21 protein-coding genes are annotated in these 19,701 nt (G+C 62.2%); 9 read left to right on the plus strand and 12 right to left on the minus strand.

All coding sequences use genetic code 11. The annotated features are described in order from the left end of the window. Window positions 1-86: 86 nt before the first annotated feature. From IB277_RS32715 to IB277_RS32740, 6 genes are all read right to left on the minus strand, one after another. The gene (locus IB277_RS32715; protein ID WP_192372762.1) at window positions 87-509 is read right to left on the minus strand and encodes a formyltransferase family protein; all 423 of its coding nucleotides are present in this window, start codon (window positions 507-509) and stop codon (window positions 87-89) included. 452 nt (window positions 510-961) lie between these two features. Next, a complete protein-coding gene (locus IB277_RS32720) occupies window positions 962-1,498 on the minus strand; it encodes an OmpA family protein (RefSeq protein ID WP_192372764.1) in 537 nt (178 codons plus the stop codon). Window positions 1,499-1,511: 13 nt separating this feature from the next. Continuing rightward, the gene (locus IB277_RS32725) at window positions 1,512-2,189 is read right to left on the minus strand and encodes a L,D-transpeptidase (RefSeq protein ID WP_034793947.1); all 678 of its coding nucleotides are present in this window, start codon (window positions 2,187-2,189) and stop codon (window positions 1,512-1,514) included. Window positions 2,190-2,449: 260 nt separating this feature from the next. Continuing rightward, entirely contained in the window at window positions 2,450-2,764 is a 315-nt protein-coding gene (locus IB277_RS32730) for a hypothetical protein (RefSeq protein ID WP_051659302.1), read from the minus strand. A gap of 228 nt (window positions 2,765-2,992) precedes the next feature. Further along, window positions 2,993-3,463, minus strand: coding sequence for an aminoacyl-tRNA deacylase (locus IB277_RS32735; RefSeq protein ID WP_034794215.1), 471 nt, complete (start codon window positions 3,461-3,463; stop codon window positions 2,993-2,995). Window positions 3,464-3,527: 64 nt separating this feature from the next. Next, entirely contained in the window at window positions 3,528-4,088 is a 561-nt protein-coding gene (locus IB277_RS32740) for a dTDP-4-dehydrorhamnose 3,5-epimerase family protein (RefSeq protein ID WP_034794218.1), read from the minus strand. 191 nt (window positions 4,089-4,279) lie between these two features. Between IB277_RS32740 and IB277_RS32745 the strand changes: the two genes are divergently transcribed. The 9 genes from IB277_RS32745 (at window position 4,280) to IB277_RS32785 (ending at window position 13,167) form a co-directional block, all read left to right on the plus strand. Beyond that, complete coding sequence (locus tag IB277_RS32745) at window positions 4,280-5,032, plus strand: cephalosporin hydroxylase family protein (protein ID WP_060518869.1); 753 nt, start codon at window positions 4,280-4,282, stop codon at window positions 5,030-5,032. 94 nt (window positions 5,033-5,126) lie between these two features. Next, on the plus strand, window positions 5,127-5,852 hold the full coding sequence (locus IB277_RS32750) for a WbqC family protein (RefSeq protein ID WP_090298147.1): 726 nt from the start codon (window positions 5,127-5,129) through the stop codon (window positions 5,850-5,852). Continuing rightward, complete coding sequence (locus tag IB277_RS32755) at window positions 5,849-6,706, plus strand: phytanoyl-CoA dioxygenase family protein (RefSeq protein ID WP_089045611.1); 858 nt, start codon at window positions 5,849-5,851, stop codon at window positions 6,704-6,706. The genes IB277_RS32750 and IB277_RS32755 overlap by 4 nt, the downstream gene beginning before the upstream one ends. Then, window positions 6,703-7,854 (plus strand): methyltransferase domain-containing protein, encoded by a 1,152-nt coding sequence (locus tag IB277_RS32760; RefSeq protein ID WP_090298151.1) that lies wholly within the window; start codon window positions 6,703-6,705, stop codon window positions 7,852-7,854. Before IB277_RS32755 ends, IB277_RS32760 begins: the two co-directional genes overlap by 4 nt. Before the next feature lie 102 nt (window positions 7,855-7,956). Then, window positions 7,957-9,066 carry a DegT/DnrJ/EryC1/StrS aminotransferase family protein gene (locus IB277_RS32765; protein WP_110819322.1) on the plus strand — a complete coding sequence of 370 codons (1,110 nt, stop codon included), beginning with the start codon at window positions 7,957-7,959 and terminating at the stop codon, window positions 9,064-9,066. Between the two features lie 99 nt (window positions 9,067-9,165). After that, complete coding sequence (rfbF, locus tag IB277_RS32770) at window positions 9,166-9,933, plus strand: glucose-1-phosphate cytidylyltransferase (protein WP_034793969.1); 768 nt, start codon at window positions 9,166-9,168, stop codon at window positions 9,931-9,933. Then, complete coding sequence (gene rfbG, locus IB277_RS32775) at window positions 9,930-10,997, plus strand: CDP-glucose 4,6-dehydratase (RefSeq protein WP_090298158.1); 1,068 nt, start codon at window positions 9,930-9,932, stop codon at window positions 10,995-10,997. Before rfbF ends, rfbG begins: the two co-directional genes overlap by 4 nt. An 8-nt stretch (window positions 10,998-11,005) precedes the next feature. After that, window positions 11,006-12,238 carry a class I SAM-dependent methyltransferase gene (locus tag IB277_RS32780; protein ID WP_090298161.1) on the plus strand — a complete coding sequence of 411 codons (1,233 nt, stop codon included), beginning with the start codon at window positions 11,006-11,008 and terminating at the stop codon, window positions 12,236-12,238. 191 nt (window positions 12,239-12,429) lie between these two features. Next, entirely contained in the window at window positions 12,430-13,167 is a 738-nt protein-coding gene (locus IB277_RS32785) for a hypothetical protein (RefSeq protein WP_226020614.1), read from the plus strand. A 69-nt stretch (window positions 13,168-13,236) separates the two neighbouring features. On the opposite strand, the gene IB277_RS32790 is transcribed toward IB277_RS32785, so the two are convergent. Genes IB277_RS32790 through IB277_RS32815 form a run of 6 tightly spaced genes read right to left on the minus strand, consistent with a single transcriptional unit; the run spans window position 13,237 to window position 19,608 of the window. Beyond that, window positions 13,237-14,004, minus strand: coding sequence for an ABC transporter ATP-binding protein (locus IB277_RS32790; RefSeq protein ID WP_034793978.1), 768 nt, complete (start codon window positions 14,002-14,004; stop codon window positions 13,237-13,239). Beyond that, on the minus strand, window positions 14,001-14,834 hold the full coding sequence (locus IB277_RS32795; RefSeq protein WP_034793982.1) for an ABC transporter ATP-binding protein: 834 nt from the start codon (window positions 14,832-14,834) through the stop codon (window positions 14,001-14,003). Before IB277_RS32795 ends, IB277_RS32790 begins: the two co-directional genes overlap by 4 nt. Beyond that, on the minus strand, window positions 14,831-15,763 hold the full coding sequence (locus IB277_RS32800) for an ABC transporter permease (protein ID WP_090298164.1): 933 nt from the start codon (window positions 15,761-15,763) through the stop codon (window positions 14,831-14,833). The genes IB277_RS32795 and IB277_RS32800 overlap by 4 nt, the downstream gene beginning before the upstream one ends. After that, window positions 15,760-16,821, minus strand: a complete 1,062-nt coding sequence (locus tag IB277_RS32805) for an ABC transporter permease (RefSeq protein ID WP_034793987.1) — start codon at window positions 16,819-16,821, stop codon at window positions 15,760-15,762. Before IB277_RS32805 ends, IB277_RS32800 begins: the two co-directional genes overlap by 4 nt. A gap of 42 nt (window positions 16,822-16,863) precedes the next feature. Next, on the minus strand, window positions 16,864-18,504 hold the full coding sequence (locus IB277_RS32810) for an ABC transporter substrate-binding protein (protein ID WP_090298167.1): 1,641 nt from the start codon (window positions 18,502-18,504) through the stop codon (window positions 16,864-16,866). 48 nt (window positions 18,505-18,552) lie between these two features. After that, complete coding sequence (locus tag IB277_RS32815; protein ID WP_034794001.1) at window positions 18,553-19,608, minus strand: dipeptidase; 1,056 nt, start codon at window positions 19,606-19,608, stop codon at window positions 18,553-18,555. Window positions 19,609-19,701 lie beyond the last annotated feature (93 nt).

Here is a 19,701-nt window from a genome sequence, read left to right on the forward strand (position 1 = left end):
GCCGCCGTCAAAACCTCGAATGTTCGTGGCTGATTCACACTGTCGCTCATAGGATTCTCCGCATGATTCATGCACAAAATCCCCGATCAGCGCGCCAAATGATACGTGGGGGTCCCTACGCGCTTACGATGAAGCGAACAGCCGAGCAGGCGAGCCTTCGCTTCATAGGCGTCCTCCACGCCTCTCAACCCCTTGAACGCCGGCAAGGCTGCCGGATGGATGTTGAACGTATCGACGCTATCAAACAGTTCGCTCGAAACCAGACGGTCAAAGAACAGCAGTATATTGTTGACGCGCAGGTCTTGAAGGGCTGCGGCCACCTTGCTGGAAAACAGCTTCCTGTCTCGCTCTTCGATGCGGATGTGCTTCGCGTTGACGCGGCCGGCAACCACCTCCGCCCCACACCCTCTATCAGTGATCACCGTGAAATCGACGCCGTCGTGTCGAACAATGCGAGCCACCTGTTCAAACGCTGCCCCACCAGAAGATACAAGGACGGCGAGTTTCATGTCTTGCGCTCCGTAGATATTTTACCGCCCCGAGGAATGCCCCGACATGGCGCAGCTACCGCGTCGCACGTCTGGTGAGACGCTGAAAGCACTGTAGGTTTTCGAACTGCCACACTTTCCATCCGTGTGGATGCCATGAAAGGACGCATGACGCAGAGGCAGGCAGACGGAAGTATCAGATCACCCCCTGCTTTGAGAAGACTATGGCACTTGCGCTTCAACCGATTGATGCGGCGGCCGCCGTGCTCTGTCGTTCCGCGAAACACAGGGCAACATATTCGTCGACCGATGGGCCAACGAGAAAAGTACCGGGCTGCGCATAGCCACGCCCGCCCGTTGGTGGCTATGCGCCCTGGTCTTCTGTGCTGAACGACGCGCTGATGGCCAACACATGTAGTCCATTCCGCGTTGGCGGAAGCGACCGCCCACGGTCGTTGGAAGCCGCCGCCCGCTCAAGTCGCGTCGCGTTCCGTCCTGAGATTGGAGACGACGCGGCGGTTCTGGACCTTGCAGGAGCGCTCGGTGCAGTCGCGCACCTCGCGGTCGTCGCCGTAGCCTTTGGCCCACAAGCGATTGGGGTCCACACCCTTGGACACCAGATAGGCCATTACCGCATCGGCGCGTTTCTGAGACAGCGTTTCCATCTTGGAAACAGAGCCGCTGTCGTCGGAGAAGCCCTGTAGCTTGACCAGCCAGCGCGGGTTGCTGTTAAGCCAGATCGCCTGCTTGTCGAGTGTCGCCTTGGCGACGCTGTCGAGTGCGGAGGAATCCTGGGTGAAGTAGGTCCGGCGGCCGACATTGAGGATAAAGTCCTCTTCGGTACCGACCGATACGGTTTCGAAGCCGGGTGCCGGGTCGTCGGTTTTTCCGGTCATCGGCACGGCTGCGGGCTCTTCGACTGCGGCCATCTCGGTGGTGTTGCAGGAAGCAAACGTCAAGAGAATGGCGGCCGCGGAAAGCAGCCTCGTCAATCCGGTCATAGCGGGCATCGGGTGATATTCCTCATTCGACCGGAGTTGCGACCGGGGTTGCTTGGCTGACCTCGGGGGCCTTTTCGGCGATATGCGGCAGCACCTGCACCGCCGTGCCGATGGGGCAACGCTGGTAAAGGTCGATCGCATCCTCGTTGAACATGCGGATGCAGCCGCTGGAGGCATCCTTGCCGATGCTGCCCGGCTCCAGCGTGCCATGGAAGCGGTAACCGGTATCGACGCCGTCGCGCAGCAGGTACATGGCGCGGGGGCCGAGCGGATTTTTCGGCGAACCGCCCTCGACGAACTCAGGCAGTTCGGGGTGGCGCTCACGCATCTCCGGTGGCGGCGTCCAACGCGGCCACAGCGATTTCCTGTCGATCGTCGCCCGGCCGTACCATTTGAAACCCTCTTTCCCGACGCCGACGCCGTAGCGGATGGCCGTCTTGTTCTCCATGATCAAGTAGAGAAAGTGGTGCCTGGTATCGACGACGACGGTGCCGATCGGCTCGCTGCTGAAATACTTGACGACCTGGCGCTGCCATTTCCTGTCAATGTTGGCGAAATTGGTGCTCCGGTATGTCACGCCGTTGTCCACGGCCGGGCCGGAAAAATAGGCTGTCGCCTTTGCCAGTGCCGGGCTCTGAAGCGCATTGGCGCCAAGCAGCGCCAAACCACCAAGCATAGTCTCCCTGCGGGTCCACACCATCGGCAATATCCCCCGAAAGCCAATTAGCGAGGCTGCAGTAAATCAGATTTTTGAACTGCTACAACAGAAAATTCTCAAGCATCGATTCTTTCGCGACGACCGGACAATAGATTGGATCTTCTCGGCGTTCGTCGCAAACGAAAAGGCGGCAGACATCGCCAGCCCACCGCGGACGTGCCTTCGCCCGCCTCGCCGTTGCAACTGCGCGGCGCCGGCCGCGGCGCAAGCGTCAGCTGCGTTTACCGGCAATATGCGGCGAACTACTTGATATCGCGTGCCTGACCTGACGCCCTGAGCTCCGCGAGCGTCTTTCCAAGGCAACTCCCGCCGGCATCAGAGCCAACCGCCTTGGCCGCGCCGTCCAGAGTGATCGTACCGGCGAAGTTGTCAGAAGCCTGATAGGTTGCGGTTCCATCCGCCGTCACCTTGGACAAATAGAAGGCGTGCTGGGTGCCCTTGTATTCGCAGGCAACGGCAAACGGAAATTGATCGAACAGGACGCCTTCGGCACGTGCCGAGGTACCGAAGGACTGAACGCTGGTCGCAACCAGCAGCACTGCCAGAGACTTGGACATATTCGCAGAGCGTATGCGCACCATCGATCCCCCAACCCAGTTAGATAAAGGTATCCGTCGAGCGCGATGGTGCCGCCTAGCATGCGCTTTGACAAGCCCGACTGGCAGATTCAAGCACAGCAAATATCGACCAGCGGTTGGCCGCTCCTTCCCGCTTCAAGCGGATGGCGCCAAGGAACAGGCGGCAGGCGTCACGCCAGCGCAAACAAGATCGTTCTGAACGGCCAGTCACGCCGGATGGCTGAAGCGGGCGATCTGCGCGCCCCGCATCAGGTTGCGGAAATTCGCGCCGCTCATGTGCACCAGCGTCCGGTGATCGCCGCCTTCGAAATAGACGTCGCTGACATCGCCGAGGCTTTCGTCTAGCAGCACCGGCACGTCATAGGCCGAACCAACCGGCGGCACGGCGCCGATGTCGCAATCGGCAAAGAGATTGCAGACCTCCTCTTCCGAAGCGAGGCCGAGGCGGCGGTCCATTACGTCCTGCAGGGTCGAGAGTTCGACCCGGTGCGTGCTCGGCACGACGGCGAGCACGTAGCCCATTTCGTGGTGAACGACCACGGATTTGGCAAGCCGGCTGCCCGGCACATGCGCCGCCCGTGCCGTCTGGCTGGTGGTCGCGGTGCGGTGATGGTCGACGGTGTCATAGGCGACACCCGAACCGTCGATATAGTCCTGAAGTTTTCTGGCGATCGTCATCGTCGACACCCCTTCTCTCTCGTGGTGGCGCGGAGAGGTTATTGTCCTCCCATCCCTCACGAAGTCAACGACGGGCGGCGACGATCCTGTTCGGCAGCAAAGGGAGCGCCTGGTCGCGCGGCGACATTTGCGAGACCGGCAACGGCCAGGCGATCGCGAGCCCCGGATCGAGCGGGTTAAGCCCGCCTTCGGCCTCGGGCGCATAGGGCTTGTCGTGCAGATAAATCAGCTCGCAATCCTCGGTCAGCGTCTGGAACCCGTGGGCAAAACCGCCAGGGATCATCATCGAGCGACCATTGTCCGCACTCAGCACCTCCCCGTGCCATTGCAGATAGGTCGCAGAATCCGGCCGCAGGTCGACCGCCACATCGAAGACAGCGCCGGAAAGGCAGGAGACGAATTTCGCCTCGTCGTGCGGCGCCTGCTGGAAGTGCAGGCCGCGGATCGTGCCTGCTGCCTGCGTCAGGGTATGGTTGATCTGCGCGATCTTTCCATCGCCGCCGAAATCGGCCAGCGCCTCGCGACAGAAGAAGCGCGAGAAGAAACCGCGATCATCGCCCCTGCGTTGCCGCTCGACGACGATGAGACCCGCTATGGGTGTAGAAATTCGATCGAATCGCGACATGGTTCCTTCCGCCAGAGACCAAGGACTACCCGTCTTTTCGCCCTTAAGAAACCGGCCTTGACCGTATTTGCAATTGCCGACATGAAAGCGTTCACAGGAAAGCGTTGCGAATCGGCGAAAGCGCCAGGGATCGCGATTCGCGGTCGAGAGCGTATCCATAGGTTGTATCCGAAGAAGGGCATCAGACAGCAATGGCAGTGGAAGACGATCGTCTCGCATTCGAAGCCCACAAGACCGAAATGGCCCTTGCGCTCGGCAAGGATCAGGGCGCTTTCCAGCAGGCACACGACACTGTGGTAGCGCTCGACAAGTACGACTACTCCTATCTCTGGTCCTTCATGGGCGTGCCGATCATACAGATGCCGGCTGACGTCATGGCGACCCAGGAAGTCATCTGGAACACGAAGCCGGACATCATCATCGAGACGGGCGTTGCCCGCGGCGGCTCGATGATCTTCATGGCCGCAATGCTGCAACTGATCGGCAAAGGCAAAGTCATCGGCGTCGATATCGATATCCGCGCCCACAATCGTGACTCGATCGAAAACCACCCGATGTCCTCGCGCATCACGCTGATCGAGGGGCCGTCGACGACGGCCGAAACGCTGGCGAGGGTCGCGGCCGAAATCCCAGAGGGTGCTTCGGTCATGGTGGTACTCGACAGCGACCACAGCCGTGATCACGTGCTGGACGAATTGCGGAACTACGGACCTCTGGTGACCGAAGGGCAATATCTCGTGGTCGCCGACACGCTGCTTGGCTATGGCGACGCGTCTCAGACACCTACGAAGCGCTCGAAAATCTGGCATCCGGGCGATGAGCCCTACGCCGCGCTCAACGCCTACCTCAAGGAAACGGATCGCTTCGAAACGGACCCGGTTCTCAACGGCAAGCTTGTGCTTTCGAGCTCCCCCGGAGGCTATCTGAAGTGCGTGCGCAACTAGGAACCGGAGATATCCCAAGCGCGCTGTTCGAGGGTCCTTGCCACGACACGGATGGAGACCTCGACACCATCTTCGCGCCGGACGAGCCCCACGTATGACCGCCGTCGTCATCTCCCAGCCGATGCTTTTTCCCTGGCCGGGCTTTTTCGAACAACTGGCGCTTGCCGACGGCTACATCTACCTCGACGATGCCCAATTCTCGAAAGGCAGCTTCACCAATCGCATCCAACTCCTGAAAGGCAACGATCGTTGCTGGATGACGATACCGCTTGCGGGAAAAGGAAGCTTCCAGAAGATCCAGGATCTTTCGGCGACCGCCGACAACTGGCGCGCCAGCCATCGCTCGTTGCTGCGCCAGTCGCTTGATGGCGCGCCCTACATCGATGACGCGCTGGCAATCTTAGACGAGGTCTACGCCAACGACGGCCTATGTGATCTTCTGATTGCGAGCACCGAGGTCCCGGCCCGCTATCTCGGCATCGGCTTCGAACGCATCATCCGGCGCTCCTGCGACATGGCTTCGAATGGAACGTCCTGGCAGCGCGTGCTCGACCTGGTGCTTGAGGCGAACGGAACGCGCTATCTGACCGGACACGGCGCTGCCAACTATCTCGATCATCAGGCCTTCGAGGCTGCCGGTGTTTACGTCGAATACATGAATTACAGCTGCACGCCGTGGCCCCAGCCCCGCGAAACCTTCACGCCTTATGTTTCCGTCCTGGACCTCATTGCGCGCACTGGGCCCGATGCGCGCAAGCATTTGTTACCAAAAACCATTTCGTGGCGGGAATTCCTGAAGGAGGAAGCAAGCGTATCATGAAGAACGGCACCATCATTTCCGAAAGCGCGCGCCAGGAATTCGAGACCAAGGGTTATCACGTCGTACCCGGCTTCTACGACATTCAGTCAGAGATTGCCCCGATCCACGAAGGCATCCGCCAGACCCTCGAACTGATCTGCAACAAGTACGGCGTCGACGCCCCGACCGACACGGCGCACGAGGCGATGACGATCGCCTATCGCAAGCTGATTGCGGTCAATCGCTCCTGGGGCGGTGAAGTCTATGATGCGATAAAGCAGATTCCTGCCTTCATGCGGCTCGTCAGCTCGGCTGCCAACGACGAGGTCTTTAAGGCACTTCGGCCCGGCAGCATCCCGGGCATCGCAGCTGGCGGCTACGGCATGCGCATCGACAATCCCGGCGAAGAAAAGTTCCGCGCGCAATGGCATCAAGAATTCCCCTCGCAACTGCGCAGTGTCGACGGCATCGTTTTCTGGACGCCGCTTTTGCCGGTCACCGAAGACATGGGTCCGGTCCAGATTGCCGAGGGGTCGCAGGCCGAAGGTCTCGTTCCGGTCTATGAAGACGACGCCGGCGCTGGCAAGACCGGCGCCTATGCGTTGCATCTTCACAAGGGTGAAGAGCGACTTGCCCGCTACAAACACGTTGCTCCCTTGAGCAGGCCCGGCGATCTGATCCTGATGGACTTCCTGACCTTGCATCAGTCGGGTCACAACGTTTCGCAGACGCCGCGGTGGAGCATCCAGTTCCGCTATTTCAACTACGCCGAGCCGCTCGGCATCCGCATCGGCTGGAAGGGCTCGTTCGCCGCAGGCGTAAAGTTCGCCGAGGTTCTGCCGGAGCTGGTTGCACCGCAGGGAGAATTGGCATGACGAACTGCCGTGTGTGCGGCGGCCACATTGGCGCACCGACCTACGACGTGCCCGCGCCGGCGCTGACCTCGATCATGACGCTGCTCGACGTACCGACACGCGTCTTCGTCTGCGGCGCTTGTGGACATGCCCAAAGCGACGATATTCCCGATATCCAAGCCTTCTACGACACCGGCTACCGGATCTCGCTGACCAGCGAAAATCATGATCAGATCTTCGCGGTCGCAACCGATGGCACGATCACCTATCGCACCGATCACCAGGCCGCACTGGCGCTGCGGTTGCTCGATCTGCCCGAGGGCGCCTCAATCCTCGACTATGGTGCAGCAAAGGCAGTGACACTGCGCAAGATGGTTGCGAACCGCAGCGACTTGCGTCCGCACGTCTTCGACGTCAGTGCCGATTATGCGGCCGCCTGGCAGGGCTGGGTGCCGGAAGCGGCCCAGGCCACCTACGCCGCGCCCGAAGGCTGGCAGAACAAGTTCGACGCCGTCATGAGCCACTTCGTCATCGAGCACGTGGCCGATCCCGTCGGCTTCATGCGCGACGTGCGCAACCTCCTGCGGCCGGGCGGCAGCTTCCTGTTTTCCATGCCCGATGTCGCCGGCAACCCGGGCGACATGGCCGTCGCCGATCACGTCAACCATTTCAGCGAAGCCTCGCTTGCCCATGCCCTGGCAAGCGTCGGGTTCGAACTGCAGGTGATCGACTCGACCTCGTTCCCTGGCGCCTTCTTCGTCGTTGCAAAGCGCGCGGAAGCGACCGTCGAGGCCGCCCACACGTCGAAATCCGCCGCCGATGCGGCCAAGGAAGCCCGCGACATCTGCGCCTTCTGGGATCGGGCGTCGGAAACGCTCGCGAGCGGGGCAGATCGCTACGCCAAGCGCAAGGTCGCGATCTACGGCGCCGGTTTCTACGGAAGCTGGATCTACTGCCGGATCGGCCAGGCCGTCGATGTCGTGGCATTCCTCGACCGCAACGAGAACATGAAGGGCGCCACCCATTTCGGCATCCCGGTGCTTTCGCCTGAGGACCTGCCAGCGGAAGCCGAAGCACTGTTCATCGGTCTCAACCCGCTGAAGGCCCGCGCTGCGATTGCCGCGCAACCCTGGCTGCAGCGGCCTGGGCTCGACCACGTCTGGCTCTGACAAGAGCACACAGCAAGAAGCCGGAGCGGGACGAAATCTCGACAAAATCCCGCCCGGCATCCACGCCCCTTTCGAACTCCCGGTTCTCACCAAGCGCTCCCCATGAAACCCCGCATCCTCTACACCAAACCTTCGATCACCGACCGTGAAGTGACCTATGCGACCGATGCGGCGGCCAATGGCTGGGGCGAGCGCTGCTACGACTACATCAACCGCTTCGAGGCGGCCTTCGCCGCGCATCTCGGCACGACGCACGCGATCTCGACATCGAGCTGCACCGGCGCGCTGCACATGGGGCTTGCGGCACTCGGCGTCGGAGCCGGCGACGAAGTGATCCTTGCGGACACCAACTGGACGGCGTCTGCCGCGCCGATCGTTCACCTCGGCGCAAAACCGGTCTTCGTCGACGTGCTTGCCGACAGCTGGTGCATCGACCCGGAAAAGGCGGAGGCAGCGATCACGCCAAGAACCAGGGCGATCCTTGCGGTTCACATCTACGGCAATCTCTGCGACATGGACCGGTTGCTTGAGATCGGCGCCCGGCACGGCATTCCTGTTGTCGAGGATGCGGCCGAAGCGCTCGGATCCGAGTGGCGCGGCCGCAAGGCCGGATCGCTTGGTGCCTTCGGCGCCTTCTCCTTCCACGGCACCAAGACTGTGACGACGGGCGAAGGCGGCATGTTCATCACCAGCGACGAGACGCTCTACGAAAAGGTGCTGACGCTCTCCAATCACGGCCGCGCCCGCGGGCAAAAAAAGCAGTTCTGGCCGGACGAGATCGGCTTCAAATACAAGATGTCGAACCTGCAGGCCGCCGTCGGCCTCGCGCAGATCGAGCGCGTCGGCGAGCTGGTCGATCGCAAGCGAGAAATCTTCTACGCCTATCGCGAGCAGCTTGCAGGCGTGAACGCCATTGCCATGAACCCAGAGCCGGAGGGAACGAAGAACGGCTTCTGGATGCCGACCGTCGTCTTTGCGCCGGAAACCGGCGTCACCCGGGAGGCTTTGCAGAACGCCTTTGCGGCCGAGAACATCGACGCCCGTGTCTTTTTCTGGCCGCTGAGTTCGTTGCCGCCCTTTGACGAGGTGCCAGCGAACACCGTGGCCTATGACCTGCCCGGCCGCGCGATCAACCTGCCGAGCTATCACGACATGACATGCGACGAGATCGGCCGCGTGGTCGAGGTCCTGCGGGGCTGCCTCGCCGCCTGAGAGCAGGCGCGCGCAGACCACCTCCGCGCAAGGTCGCCAGGATATTAGGACTTTGCAATGCGCCATGCCGAGTGGCCGGCGCAAATACGGGGCGGTCGCATGAAAATCGTCATTCTCGCCGGTGGCTACGGCACGCGGATCTCGGAGGAGAGCCATCTCCGGCCAAAACCGATGATCGAAATCGGCGGGCGGCCGATTCTCTGGCACATCATGAAGATCTACAGCCACTACGGCTTCTCGGATTTCGTGATCTGCCTCGGCTATCGCGGCTACATGATCAAGGAATACTTCGCCAACTACGTGCTGCATTCCTCCGACGTCACCTATTGCATGGCGACGGGTGAAACCCTGTTCCATTCGAACAAGGCCGAGCCCTGGCGCGTGACGCTCGTCGATACCGGAACGGACTCCATGACCGGCGGGCGCCTGAAACGCGTGGCCGACCATCTCGGCGATACGTTCTGCCTCACCTATGGCGACGGCGTCGCCGACATCGATATCAAGGCGCTGACCGACTTCCACCGCCATCACGGCCGCCAGGCGACGGTCACCAGTGTGGTCCCGCCCGGCCGCTATGGCGCGCTTGCTGTCAGCGACGGGCGGGTCAGAAGCTTCATCGAAAAGCCGGCAGGCGACAACGGTCACATCAATGGCGGCTTTTTCGTCCTCAACCGTTCGGTGCTCGATCGCATTGAGGGCGATCAGACGCCGTTCGAAGCGGAGCCTCTGGAAGGTCTCGCCGCAGACGGCCAGTTGATGGCCTTCGAACACGCCGGTTTCTGGCGCCCGATGGATACGTTGCGCGACAAGAACCAGCTCGAAGACCTCTGGCAGAGCGGAGCGGCCCCCTGGAAAGTCTGGGCATGAGCAGGCTTGCGAACCCGTTCTTCTGGGCCGGAAAACGGGTGATGCTGACTGGTCACTCCGGCTTCAAGGGAAGCTGGGCCCGCCTGTGGCTGACACAAATGGGCGCTGAGGTGACCGGATACGGCCTGTCACCGGCGGCCACCCCCTCGCTGCACGCACTGCTCGGATCGGAATCGGCCACCAACGAACATTTCGCCGACATCCGCGACGGCGACACGCTCGCATCCGCCGTCCGCACTTGCGACCCGCAGATCGTCCTTCACATGGCGGCCCAGCCTCTGGTTCGCGAAAGCTACCGGACGCCGGTCGAAACCTTCGACGTCAACGTCATGGGCACGGCGCGCCTGCTGGAGGCAACACGCGCAGCCCCTGCCCTCAAGACCGTCCTTGTCGTCACCACCGACAAGGTCTACCGCAACGACGAAAGCGGCCGGCATTTTCCGGAAGACGCCGTGCTTGGCGGCCATGATCCTTATTCCGGTTCGAAGGCCGCCTGCGAGCTGGTCGTTTCGACCTGGCGGGATTCCTATCTGCGTGAGCGCGGCATAAGGGTGGCAACCGCCCGTGGCGGCAACGTGCTCGGCGGCGGCGATTTTTCCGCGGACCGGCTGGTTCCGGATATCGTTCGCGCTGCCCTTACGGGCGAGACGCTGGACATCCGCAGCCCGATGGCGACACGTCCCTGGCAGCACGTGCTCGACTGCCTCAACGGATACTTCGTCTATGCCGAGGCGCTTCATGGCGGCCAGACCGATGTGGCGGCGCTGAATTTCGGCCCGGCTCCGGACGAGCGACAGATCCCGGTTCGGGACGTTGCCGCCGCCATCCAGACCGCAATGGGCTTGCCCACGCGATGGCGTGACGCGTCATCCGAGGACCAGCCGCACGAAATGAAGACGCTCGGCCTCGATCCGGCACTTGCCGGACGGACGTTGTCATGGGCAACCCGTCTATCGCAGGACGAGGCGATCGCCTGGACCGCCCACTGGTATGACGGCTGGCGCCGCGGCGCTGACGCCCGTGATCTGACACTCGGCCAAATCGACGCATTCATGAGAGGCTAACGACTTCGATGTCCCACAACTGCCGTTTCTGCTCGACACCGCTCAAGACCGTCGTTGCCGACCTGGGCTCCACGCCCTGGTCCAATTCCTTTCTCGAACCGACGAAGGAAGCCATCGCCCGCGAGCGATCGTTTCCGCTGAAGGCGATGGTCTGCTCCGAGTGCCTGCTGGTGCAGACGACGGAAAACGTGCCGGCCGATGAAATCTTCACCGACGGCTACGCCTACCTCTCTTCCTTCTCCACAAGCTGGCTCGAACACGCACGCCGCTACGCCGAGAGCATGACCGAACGCTTCGCGCTCGATGACAATTCACAGGTCGTCGAGATCGCCTCGAACGACGGCTATCTGCTGCAGTATTTCGTCGCCAAGGGCATCCCGGCGCTCGGCATCGAACCGGCCGCCAATGCCGCGCGACTGGCCGAGGAGCGGCAGGTCCCGACCGAGGTCGCCTTCTTCGGACGGGAGACGGCAACCGAACTCGTCAAGCGTGGCATTCGCGCCGACCTCACGGCGGCCAACAACGTGCTCGCCCATGTGCCCGATATCGCCGACTTCGTCGGCGGCTTCGCCATCCTGCTGAAGCCCGATGGCGTTGCGACGTTCGAGTTCCCCCATCTGCTGCGTCTGATGGAAGGCGTGCAATTCGACACGATCTACCACGAGCACTATTCCTATCTGTCGCTGGCGGCCGTCGAACGCATCTTCGAAAGCTCAGGCCTCAAGGTCTTCGACGTCGAGGAACTGCCGACCCATGGCGGTTCGCTGCGCGTCTATGCGCAGCTGAGGTCCGGCGTGCGCGAGACCACGCTGGAACTCGAGCGGTTGCGAGCGACTGAGGCGCTTGCCGGGCTGATGCGGATGGAGACCTACACGGCATTCGACGACCGCATCGCCGCCGTCTGCAAGGATTTTCAGAATTTCCTGGCGAACGCCAAGGCGGAGGGAAAAATCGTAGCCGCCTATGGCGCCGCTGCGAAAGGCAACACGTTCCTCAATGTCTGCGGACTGTCGCCCAGCGAAATCGCCTTTGCCGTGGACCGCAATGACCTGAAGCAGGGCAAGCTTCTGCCCGGTACCCATATTCCGGTGCACGCGCCGACGGTCATCGAGGATGCAAAGCCCGATTATCTCGTCATCCTGCCCTGGAACCTGAAGACGGAAATCGTCGCCGACAACGAGGCGATCCGTGACTGGGGCGGCCGCTTCGTCGTCGCCATTCCGAAGCTGAGCGTCTTCTAATCCTAGACGCCAGGAAGTGTGGACAGTCCTCAACCAGATCGCGTTGAGCCGCCCAAAATCGACTTTATTGATCGCCTTAGGTCGCTTTGCCGTAAATTCGGTGACTTTGCCGTAAATTCGGCACGATCTAAGTGAACGTCAGGGTTGGCGTGGGTATTGACGGTTGAAAAAAATGCACCCAAGGAGGTGCTATGTCCACGATTGACCTATGCCTTGTCGCCACCCGGCGCCCGGACCTGCTTGCCCAGACGCTGGCGAGCTTCCGGGACAAAATCTTTTCCAGGCTCGACCTGCGCGGCGCCTATCTCAATCTCGATCCGGTTTTCGGATCGGAGGAGGATCATCGCGCCTGTGTCGAGATATTCCGCAACCATTTCCCCGACGGAACCGTGTTCCAGCCCGAGAGCCCGGGCTTTTGTGCGGCCGTCGCGAAACTCTGGTCGGCCACCAGCGCCGACTACGTCTTCCACCTGGAGGACGACTGGATCTCGCTGAGGGACATGGGCGAAGAACTGCTGGCGCCCTTCGCGGACCCGGCGATCAGCCAGGTCTCGTTCCACACGGCGGACCAGAACTGGAATATCCGCCGCAAGGGCCATTTCCATCGGCGCAACGAATACGCGTATCTGTTCGGGATCAAGATCCCGTTGTTTCGCACTTTCCCGAAATTCACGACGTCGCCGTCGATCCTTCGCGGCGACTTCGCGCGGCAATGCGCCGGCCTGATGGACCTCTCGCGTGATCCGGAAAAGCAGTTCTATTCGGGCGTCAACCCGGCGATGGAGGCCTATGTCGCCAGTCGCCGCAACTATATCTTCTCGCCCGAGGCGCAGCCGGTCATCAAGGATATGGGCCGGGAATGGCGCGAGCAACGCCGCATCCAGAAGGTGATCACCGACTCGACCTCGGTCTGGCGGCAAAGCGCCTAAGCGGCCGGACCGGATGGCTCGAAACGAAGCGATACAAGCGGGACGATGGCCCCGCTTGTATCGGTACCGTCACGCAGTCACGGCAGCGTCCTTGCGCTGAAAGCCCTTGCTCGCGACCATAAGGCTGCGCGTGTAATCTTCACCGATACGCCCGGCGACGAGGTCCGCCGAGGACAGGCGTTCGACGACACGTCCACCCTGCATCACCGCCAACCGATCGCACATATGGGTGACGACACCGAGATCGTGGCTGACCATGATGAAGGTCAGCTTATGGTCGCGCCGGACCTGTTCCAGGAGATTCAAGACTTCCGCCTGGACCGAGGCGTCGAGCGCCGAAGTCGGCTCGTCGAGCAGCAGGATCGATGGTTCGAGGATCAGCGCCCGGGCGATCGCAACGCGCTGGCGCTGACCGCCCGACAGCTGGTGCGGATAACGGAAGCGGAAACCCGACCCGAGACCGACCTCGTCAAGCGCCTTCAGGATGCGCCGCTCGCCGTCGGCCACGCCGTGGATCGCCAGCGGCTCCAGCAATTGCCGGTCGATCGTCTGGCGCGGGTGCAGCGAGCCATAGGGATCTTGAAACACCATCTGCACGGCGCGGTAGAAGGCCTTGTCGCGCTTTGCCCCCTGCAGAACACGATCGTGCACGCGAATGGTGCCGCCCGTGACGGGCGCGAGACCGGCGATCGCCCGAAGCAAGGTCGACTTGCCCGATCCGGACTCGCCGACGAGCCCGAAGGATTCGCCCGGCGCAATCTCGACGCTGACGTCGTTCAGCGCCTTGAACTCGTCATAGGTGACGGAAAGGTTCGAAACGGAAACGGCTGAGGTCATTGGGCCCACTCCGGCTTGCGGTCGAGAACCGGCAGAGGATGACGATCGGATCCGATCGCCGGCATGCAGTTCAGCAAACCTTGGGTATAGGGATGCTTGGCATTGGCAAGCTCGGACGCCGCCAGTTCCTCGACGATCCGGCCGGCATACATGACGATCACGCGGTCACAGAAGGACGACACGAGCCGCAGATCGTGCGACACGAAGACCAGACCCATGCCTCGATCGGCGACGAGCTTGTCGAGGATGCCAAGCACTTCGAGCTGTACCGTCACGTCGAGCGCCGAGGTCGGCTCGTCGGCGATCAAGAGTTCCGGCCCGGCAACCAGCATCATCGCGATCATCGCGCGCTGGCCCATGCCGCCCGAAACCTCGTGCGGGTAGAGATCGTAAACGCGCTTCGGATCACGGATCTGCACCGCGGCCAGCATGTCGAGTGCCCTCTCCCGGGCCTCGCCGCGGCTGACATTTTCGTGCTGCCGTAGCGTCTCGACGATCTGCCGGCCGATGCTCATCACCGGGTTCAACGAGTACTTGGGGTCCTGCAGGATCATCGCGATCCGCTTGCCCCTGAGATCCCGGCGGACCTTCGGCGATGCGGAGAGCAGGTCGATGCCGTCAAAGTTCAACTGCTTTGCCGTCACCTGCGCATGACCAGGCGTCAGCCCCATGATCGCCCGGCCGGTCTGCGACTTGCCGGAGCCGCTTTCGCCGACGATGCCGAGGCGCTCGCGGCCGAGCGTGAAGGAGACGCCGCGCACGGCCTCGACGAGGCCGGTGCGGGTCGGGAACGAGACCTTGAGGTCTTCAACGGTCAGAAGCGCACTCATTGGCCGCTCTCCCGCGGATCGAGCGCGTCGCGCAGACCGTCGCCGAGCAGGTTGAAACCGAGGCTGACGATCAGGATCGCGATGCCGGGCATCGTTGCCACCCACCACTGGTCGAGGATGAAACGGCGACCGGAAGCGATCATGGCGCCCCATTCCGGCAGCGGCGGCTGCGCGCCGAGGCCGAGGAAGCCGAGGCCCGCGGCCGTCAGAATGATGCCGGCCATGTCGAGCGTGACACGCACGATCAACGACGACATGCACATCGGCATCACATGGCGGAAGACGATACGGATCGGCGATGCGCCCATGAGCTGCACGGCGGCGATGTAGTCGGAGTTGCGCACCGTCAGCGTCTCGGCGCGGGCGATACGCGCATAGGGCGGCCAGGAGGTGATGGCGATCGCGATGACGGCGTTCTCGATACCCGGTCCGAGCGCTGCCACGAAGGCGAGCGCCAGAACCAGTTTCGGGAAGGCGAGGAAGATATCGGTGATACGCATCAGCACTGCGTCGACCCAGCCGCCAGCATAGCCGGCGACAGCGCCGACGATGAGCCCGACAGGTGCTGCAATGATCGCAACGAGAAGCACGACGGCAAGCGTCAGCCGCGAACCATGGATCAGCCGCGAGAGAATATCGCGGCCGAGATCGTCGGTGCCGAGCAGGTAGCCGGGGGTTCTCGGCGGCAGCAGACGGGCGTTGGCAAGATCCCCGATATAGGGCGAATGCGGCGCCAGGAAATCGGCGAAGGCGGCAACGAAGACCAACGCCAGCAGGATGAGCAGGCCGAGAACGGCGAGCTTGTTGGCGGCAAAACGCTGCCACGTCATATAGGCACGGCCAAGCCGGGCCTGGGTGCGCGACTGCGGGCGATCGGACAGCAGCCATTCGCGACGCGTCATCGCACGGGTTTCGGTAACGGTACTCATCGCTGGCGCGTCCTCGGGTCGAGCGTCCGGTAGAGAAGATCGGACAGGAGATTGATGCCGATGAAGACCGAACCGATGATGATGGTGCCACCAAGCACGGCGTTCATGTCGGCATTCTGCAGCGAGTTGGTGATGTAGAGACCGAGACCTGGCCAGGCGAAGACGGTTTCCGTCAAGACCGAGCCCTCGAGCAGGCCGGCATAGGAGAGCGCAATCACCGTCACGAGCGGCACGGCCGCGTTCCGGAGCGCGTGGCCCCAGATGATCCGGGTCTCGGACAGGCCCTTGGCGCGCGCCGCGACGATGTATTCCTGCTGCAGCTCGTTGAGCATGAAGCTGCGCGTCATGCGGCTGATATAGGCGAGCGAGAAGTAGCCGAGCAGCGAGGCCGGCAGAATGATGTGGCGGAACACATCCCAGAGCACGTCCCACTGCCGCTGCCAGAGCGCGTCGAACAGGTAGAAGCCTGTGATCGGCGTGAACGTGTACTCGAACACGATATCGATACGGCCGGGATAGGCGACCCACTTCAGCCGCGCGTAGAACACCAGCAGCGACAGGAGCGCCAGCCAGAAGATCGGCACGGAATAGCCGACAAGGCCGATGACGCGCACGATCTGGTCGGCAATGCTGCCGCGCTTGACGGCCGCAAGTACGCCGAGCGGAACGCCGAACAGGGCGCCGATGAGCGTGCCGAGCGTCGCGAGCTCCATGGTCGCCGGGAAGACGCGGCGGATGTCGGTCATGACCGGATTGGTCGTCAGCACCGAAACGCCGAAGTCACCGGTCAGCGCCTGGCGGACATAGATGAAGAATTGTTGGTAGAGGGGCAGATTGAGCCCCATCGCCTCGCGCGTCCTTTCGACGACATGCGTCGGCGCCCGGTCGCCGAGAACGGCCAGAACCGGGTCGATCGGGATTACCCGGCCGATGAAAAAGGTGACGGCCAGAAGGCCGAGATAGGTGGTGACGACAACGACAAGAAAGCGCAGCACCGCTGCCACGATCTTACCGGGACGGGCGCGTTTGCGCCCGCCCACTGTCCCTGTTGCGCTCATGCTCAAGGGAACGATCCTTTCGGTTTATTCCTTCGAGACGGCTTATTCTTTGGTGATGCCGGCGACGAAGTTGGTGTCGAAGCTCGGACCGAGCTTCAGGCCCTTGACGTTGCCGCGGTAGCCGGCGACTTCGGTCTGCTGGAAGATGATGACGAACGGGCTTTCGCCCAGCACCGTCTTCTGCAGTTCCTTGTAGGTCTCCGCACGCTTGGCGCTATCGCGCTCGAGCAGAGCGTCCTTGGTCTTCTTCGTCAGCTCCGGAACGTCCCAGGCATTGCGCCAGGCTAGGGTCTTGTTCTTGCCTTCGTCGGAGTTATCAGGGTTGCTGGTGAAGGTTTCGGCGTTCGAGTTCGGGTCGAAATAGTCCATGCCCCACTGACCGATATACATGTCGTGGTTACGGGCACGATACTTCGTCAGCGTCTGCTTGCCGTCGCCGGGGATGATTTCGAGCTTCACGCCGGCCTGGCCCAGCGTCTGCTGGAAGGACTCGGCAATGCCGGTGACCGGCTGGCCGTTGCGAACGTCCATGGTGACGGTGAAGCCGTCGGCAAGGCCGGCCTTGGTCAGCAGTTCCTTCGCCTTGGCAACGTCGAGCTTGTAGGGGTTCTCGTCGAGTGCACCCAGAACGCCCTTCGGCAGGAAGCTCTGGTGGATCTCGCCGATGCCCTTGATGAGGGTCGAGCCGATGGCATCGTAGTCGACCAGATACTTGAACGCTTCGCGCACTTCGGGCTTTGCGAGGTTCGCATTCTTCTGGTTGAGGCTGATGTAGTAGACCGTGCCCTTCGGCGCGTTCGTGGTGGCGAGTTCGGCATTCTTCGAAACGGCGTCGAAATCGCCCGGCTCGAGGTTGCGTGCCACGTCGATATCGCCCGCTTCCAGCGCCAGGCGCTGGCCCGAGCTTTCCTTCATGTGGCGATAGATGACGCGAGCAAGCTTTGCCTGTTCGCCATAGTAGTTCTCGTTGCGCTCGAGAACGATGACTTCGTTGGCGCGCCATTCGCGCAGCTTGAATGGGCCCGAGCCGGCATAGCCGGTCTTCAGCCATTCATTGCCGAAGTCGTTGTCATACTTGTACTCGTCCGTCGGCGTGACCGGCTTGACGTTTTCGAGCACGAGCTTCTTGTCGAGCACGGCGCCCACGGTTGCCGTCAGGCAGTTCAAGACGAAGCTCGGCGCATAGGCCTGATCGACGGTGAAGACAAAGGTCTGCGCGTCCGTTGCCTTGGCCTTTTCCGTCACGTTGTCGCCCGTAAGGCCGAACTGGGTGAGGATGAAGGCCGGGCTCTTGTCGAGCTTCACGGCACGCTCGAAGGACCAAGCGACGTCTTCAGCGGTCACCGGATTGCCGGAAGCGAACTTCAGGCCGGGCTTCAGCTTGAACGTATAGGTCAGGCCGTCGTCGGACACGGTCCAGCTGTCGGCGAGGTCGCCGACGACCTTGGTCGTGTCGTTGATGTCGAGGCGCACCAGCATGCTGTAGGTGTTGCCGGTGATTTCGGCCGCGGTCAGCTCGAAGGCTTCGCCCGGATCCATGGTAATCACGTCGTCGATCGCAAAGGCTTCGACCAGCGTGTCCTTCGGCGTTTCCGCAAAGGCCGGTGCGGTTGCAGCCATCACCATGGCCAGCGCCGCAGAAGCCGTCAGAAGACGAAGACGTCCATTGAGCTTGTGCATCATGTTTGCAGTTCCCTCGTTTGCGCCCTTTTGGGCCCCTTCTTCATGGGTTCAGGCGGCCTCGTGCCAAGCCTGTCCCAGAACTCTCCACCAGTTCTCCCGGCATATCTTTGCCAGTTCGGCATCACCATATCCGGCGCTTCTGAGCGCCGCAACGAGCGCCTGACTACCGGCCGCATCAGCAATCTCCTCGGGGATCGTTGCCCCGTCGAAATCCGACCCGAGTGCGACGCAGTCGATGCCCATGCGCTCGATGAGATAGTCGACATGGCGCACCATGTCGGAAAGCGGCGTTGCGGCATTTTCCTGGCCGTCGGCGCGCAGCATCGTCGTCGCATAATTGAGCCCCACGAGGCCCTTGCTTTCGCGGACGGCGTCGAGCTGCTTGTCGGTCAGGTTGCGCGCGACCGGGGTCAGCGCATGCGCATTCGAATGGCTGGCGACCAGCGGCTGGTCGGTGGTCTTCGCCACGTCCCAGAAGCCCTTCTCGGTGATGTGTGCAAGATCGATCAGAATGCCCAGACGGTTGCAGGTCCGCACGAGCTCGAAGCCGGCGTCCGTCAGTCCGGGTGCGGTGTCCGGAGACATCGGATAGGAGAACGGTACGCCATGACCGAAGACGTTGTGGCGGCTCCAGACCGGCCCGAGCGAACGCAGGCCAGCGGCATAGAACGTTTCGAGCGCGGAAAGATCGGCGCCGATCGCTTCGCAGCCTTCCATGTGGAGGACCGAGGCGAAGACGCCGGCCTCGACCGCTCTACGGATTTCGGCGGTCGACCGGCAGAGCTTCCACGCCCCTGCCCGGTCGAGGCGGACGGCGATATCGGCGAGCTCCATGGCGATCGCCAGCGACGGCAGGTGCTCGAGCGGTGCCGAAAGCGGTGTTTCGTAGTGACCGTTCTCGTTCGGCGGCTGCAGGACGAGATCTCCCGAGGGCACGTAGATTGCCGAGAGGCCACCAACGAGACCGCCCGCCTTGGCGCGCGGCGCATCAATATGGCCCTGGTCGATGCCGTCGACGAATTCGCGTACCGGGTCCTGGCCCTTCCGGGCGTTCTGCCACAGACGCAGAAGCACGTCGTTATGGCCATCGAAAACCGCCTGCATTCCTGAATTTCCTTATCATTTCAGGGAGATCGGACGGGCCGTTCGGGTCGCGTCCAGGGGAAAGTCGAAGCGATGCTAGTGAAAGCCCAAAGC

It is taken from the genome of Ensifer sp. ENS07 (assembly GCF_014852185.1).
Classification (GTDB): domain Bacteria; phylum Pseudomonadota; class Alphaproteobacteria; order Rhizobiales; family Rhizobiaceae; genus Ensifer; species Ensifer adhaerens.

Bases quoted from the DNA above. Each gene is read 5' to 3' on its own strand.
- IB277_RS32765 (WP_110819322.1), top strand. From the start codon at position 7,957: ATGAAACCCCGCATCCTCTACACCAAACCTTCGATCACCGACCGTGAA.
- IB277_RS32755 (WP_089045611.1), top strand. From the start codon at position 5,849: ATGAAGAACGGCACCATCATTTCCGAAAGCGCGCGCCAGGAATTCGAG.
- IB277_RS32800 (WP_090298164.1), bottom strand. From the start codon at position 15,763: ATGAGTACCGTTACCGAAACCCGTGCGATGACGCGTCGCGAATGGCTG.
- IB277_RS32795 (WP_034793982.1), bottom strand. From the start codon at position 14,834: ATGAGTGCGCTTCTGACCGTTGAAGACCTCAAGGTCTCGTTCCCGACC.
- IB277_RS32725 (WP_034793947.1), bottom strand. From the start codon at position 2,189: ATGGTGTGGACCCGCAGGGAGACTATGCTTGGTGGTTTGGCGCTGCTT.
- rfbG (WP_090298158.1), top strand. From the start codon at position 9,930: ATGAGCAGGCTTGCGAACCCGTTCTTCTGGGCCGGAAAACGGGTGATG.
- IB277_RS32805 (WP_034793987.1), bottom strand. From the start codon at position 16,821: ATGAGCGCAACAGGGACAGTGGGCGGGCGCAAACGCGCCCGTCCCGGT.
- IB277_RS32740 (WP_034794218.1), bottom strand. From the start codon at position 4,088: ATGTCGCGATTCGATCGAATTTCTACACCCATAGCGGGTCTCATCGTC.
- IB277_RS32720 (WP_192372764.1), bottom strand. From the start codon at position 1,498: ATGCCCGCTATGACCGGATTGACGAGGCTGCTTTCCGCGGCCGCCATT.
- IB277_RS32810 (WP_090298167.1), bottom strand. From the start codon at position 18,504: ATGATGCACAAGCTCAATGGACGTCTTCGTCTTCTGACGGCTTCTGCG.
- IB277_RS32790 (WP_034793978.1), bottom strand. From the start codon at position 14,004: ATGACCTCAGCCGTTTCCGTTTCGAACCTTTCCGTCACCTATGACGAG.
- IB277_RS32760 (WP_090298151.1), top strand. From the start codon at position 6,703: ATGACGAACTGCCGTGTGTGCGGCGGCCACATTGGCGCACCGACCTAC.
- IB277_RS32745 (WP_060518869.1), top strand. From the start codon at position 4,280: ATGGCAGTGGAAGACGATCGTCTCGCATTCGAAGCCCACAAGACCGAA.
- rfbF (WP_034793969.1), top strand. From the start codon at position 9,166: ATGAAAATCGTCATTCTCGCCGGTGGCTACGGCACGCGGATCTCGGAG.
- IB277_RS32780 (WP_090298161.1), top strand. From the start codon at position 11,006: ATGTCCCACAACTGCCGTTTCTGCTCGACACCGCTCAAGACCGTCGTT.
- IB277_RS32715 (WP_192372762.1), bottom strand. From the start codon at position 509: ATGAAACTCGCCGTCCTTGTATCTTCTGGTGGGGCAGCGTTTGAACAG.
- IB277_RS32785 (WP_226020614.1), top strand. From the start codon at position 12,430: ATGTCCACGATTGACCTATGCCTTGTCGCCACCCGGCGCCCGGACCTG.
- IB277_RS32735 (WP_034794215.1), bottom strand. From the start codon at position 3,463: ATGACGATCGCCAGAAAACTTCAGGACTATATCGACGGTTCGGGTGTC.
- IB277_RS32750 (WP_090298147.1), top strand. From the start codon at position 5,127: ATGACCGCCGTCGTCATCTCCCAGCCGATGCTTTTTCCCTGGCCGGGC.
- IB277_RS32730 (WP_051659302.1), bottom strand. From the start codon at position 2,764: ATGTCCAAGTCTCTGGCAGTGCTGCTGGTTGCGACCAGCGTTCAGTCC.
- IB277_RS32815 (WP_034794001.1), bottom strand. From the start codon at position 19,608: ATGCAGGCGGTTTTCGATGGCCATAACGACGTGCTTCTGCGTCTGTGG.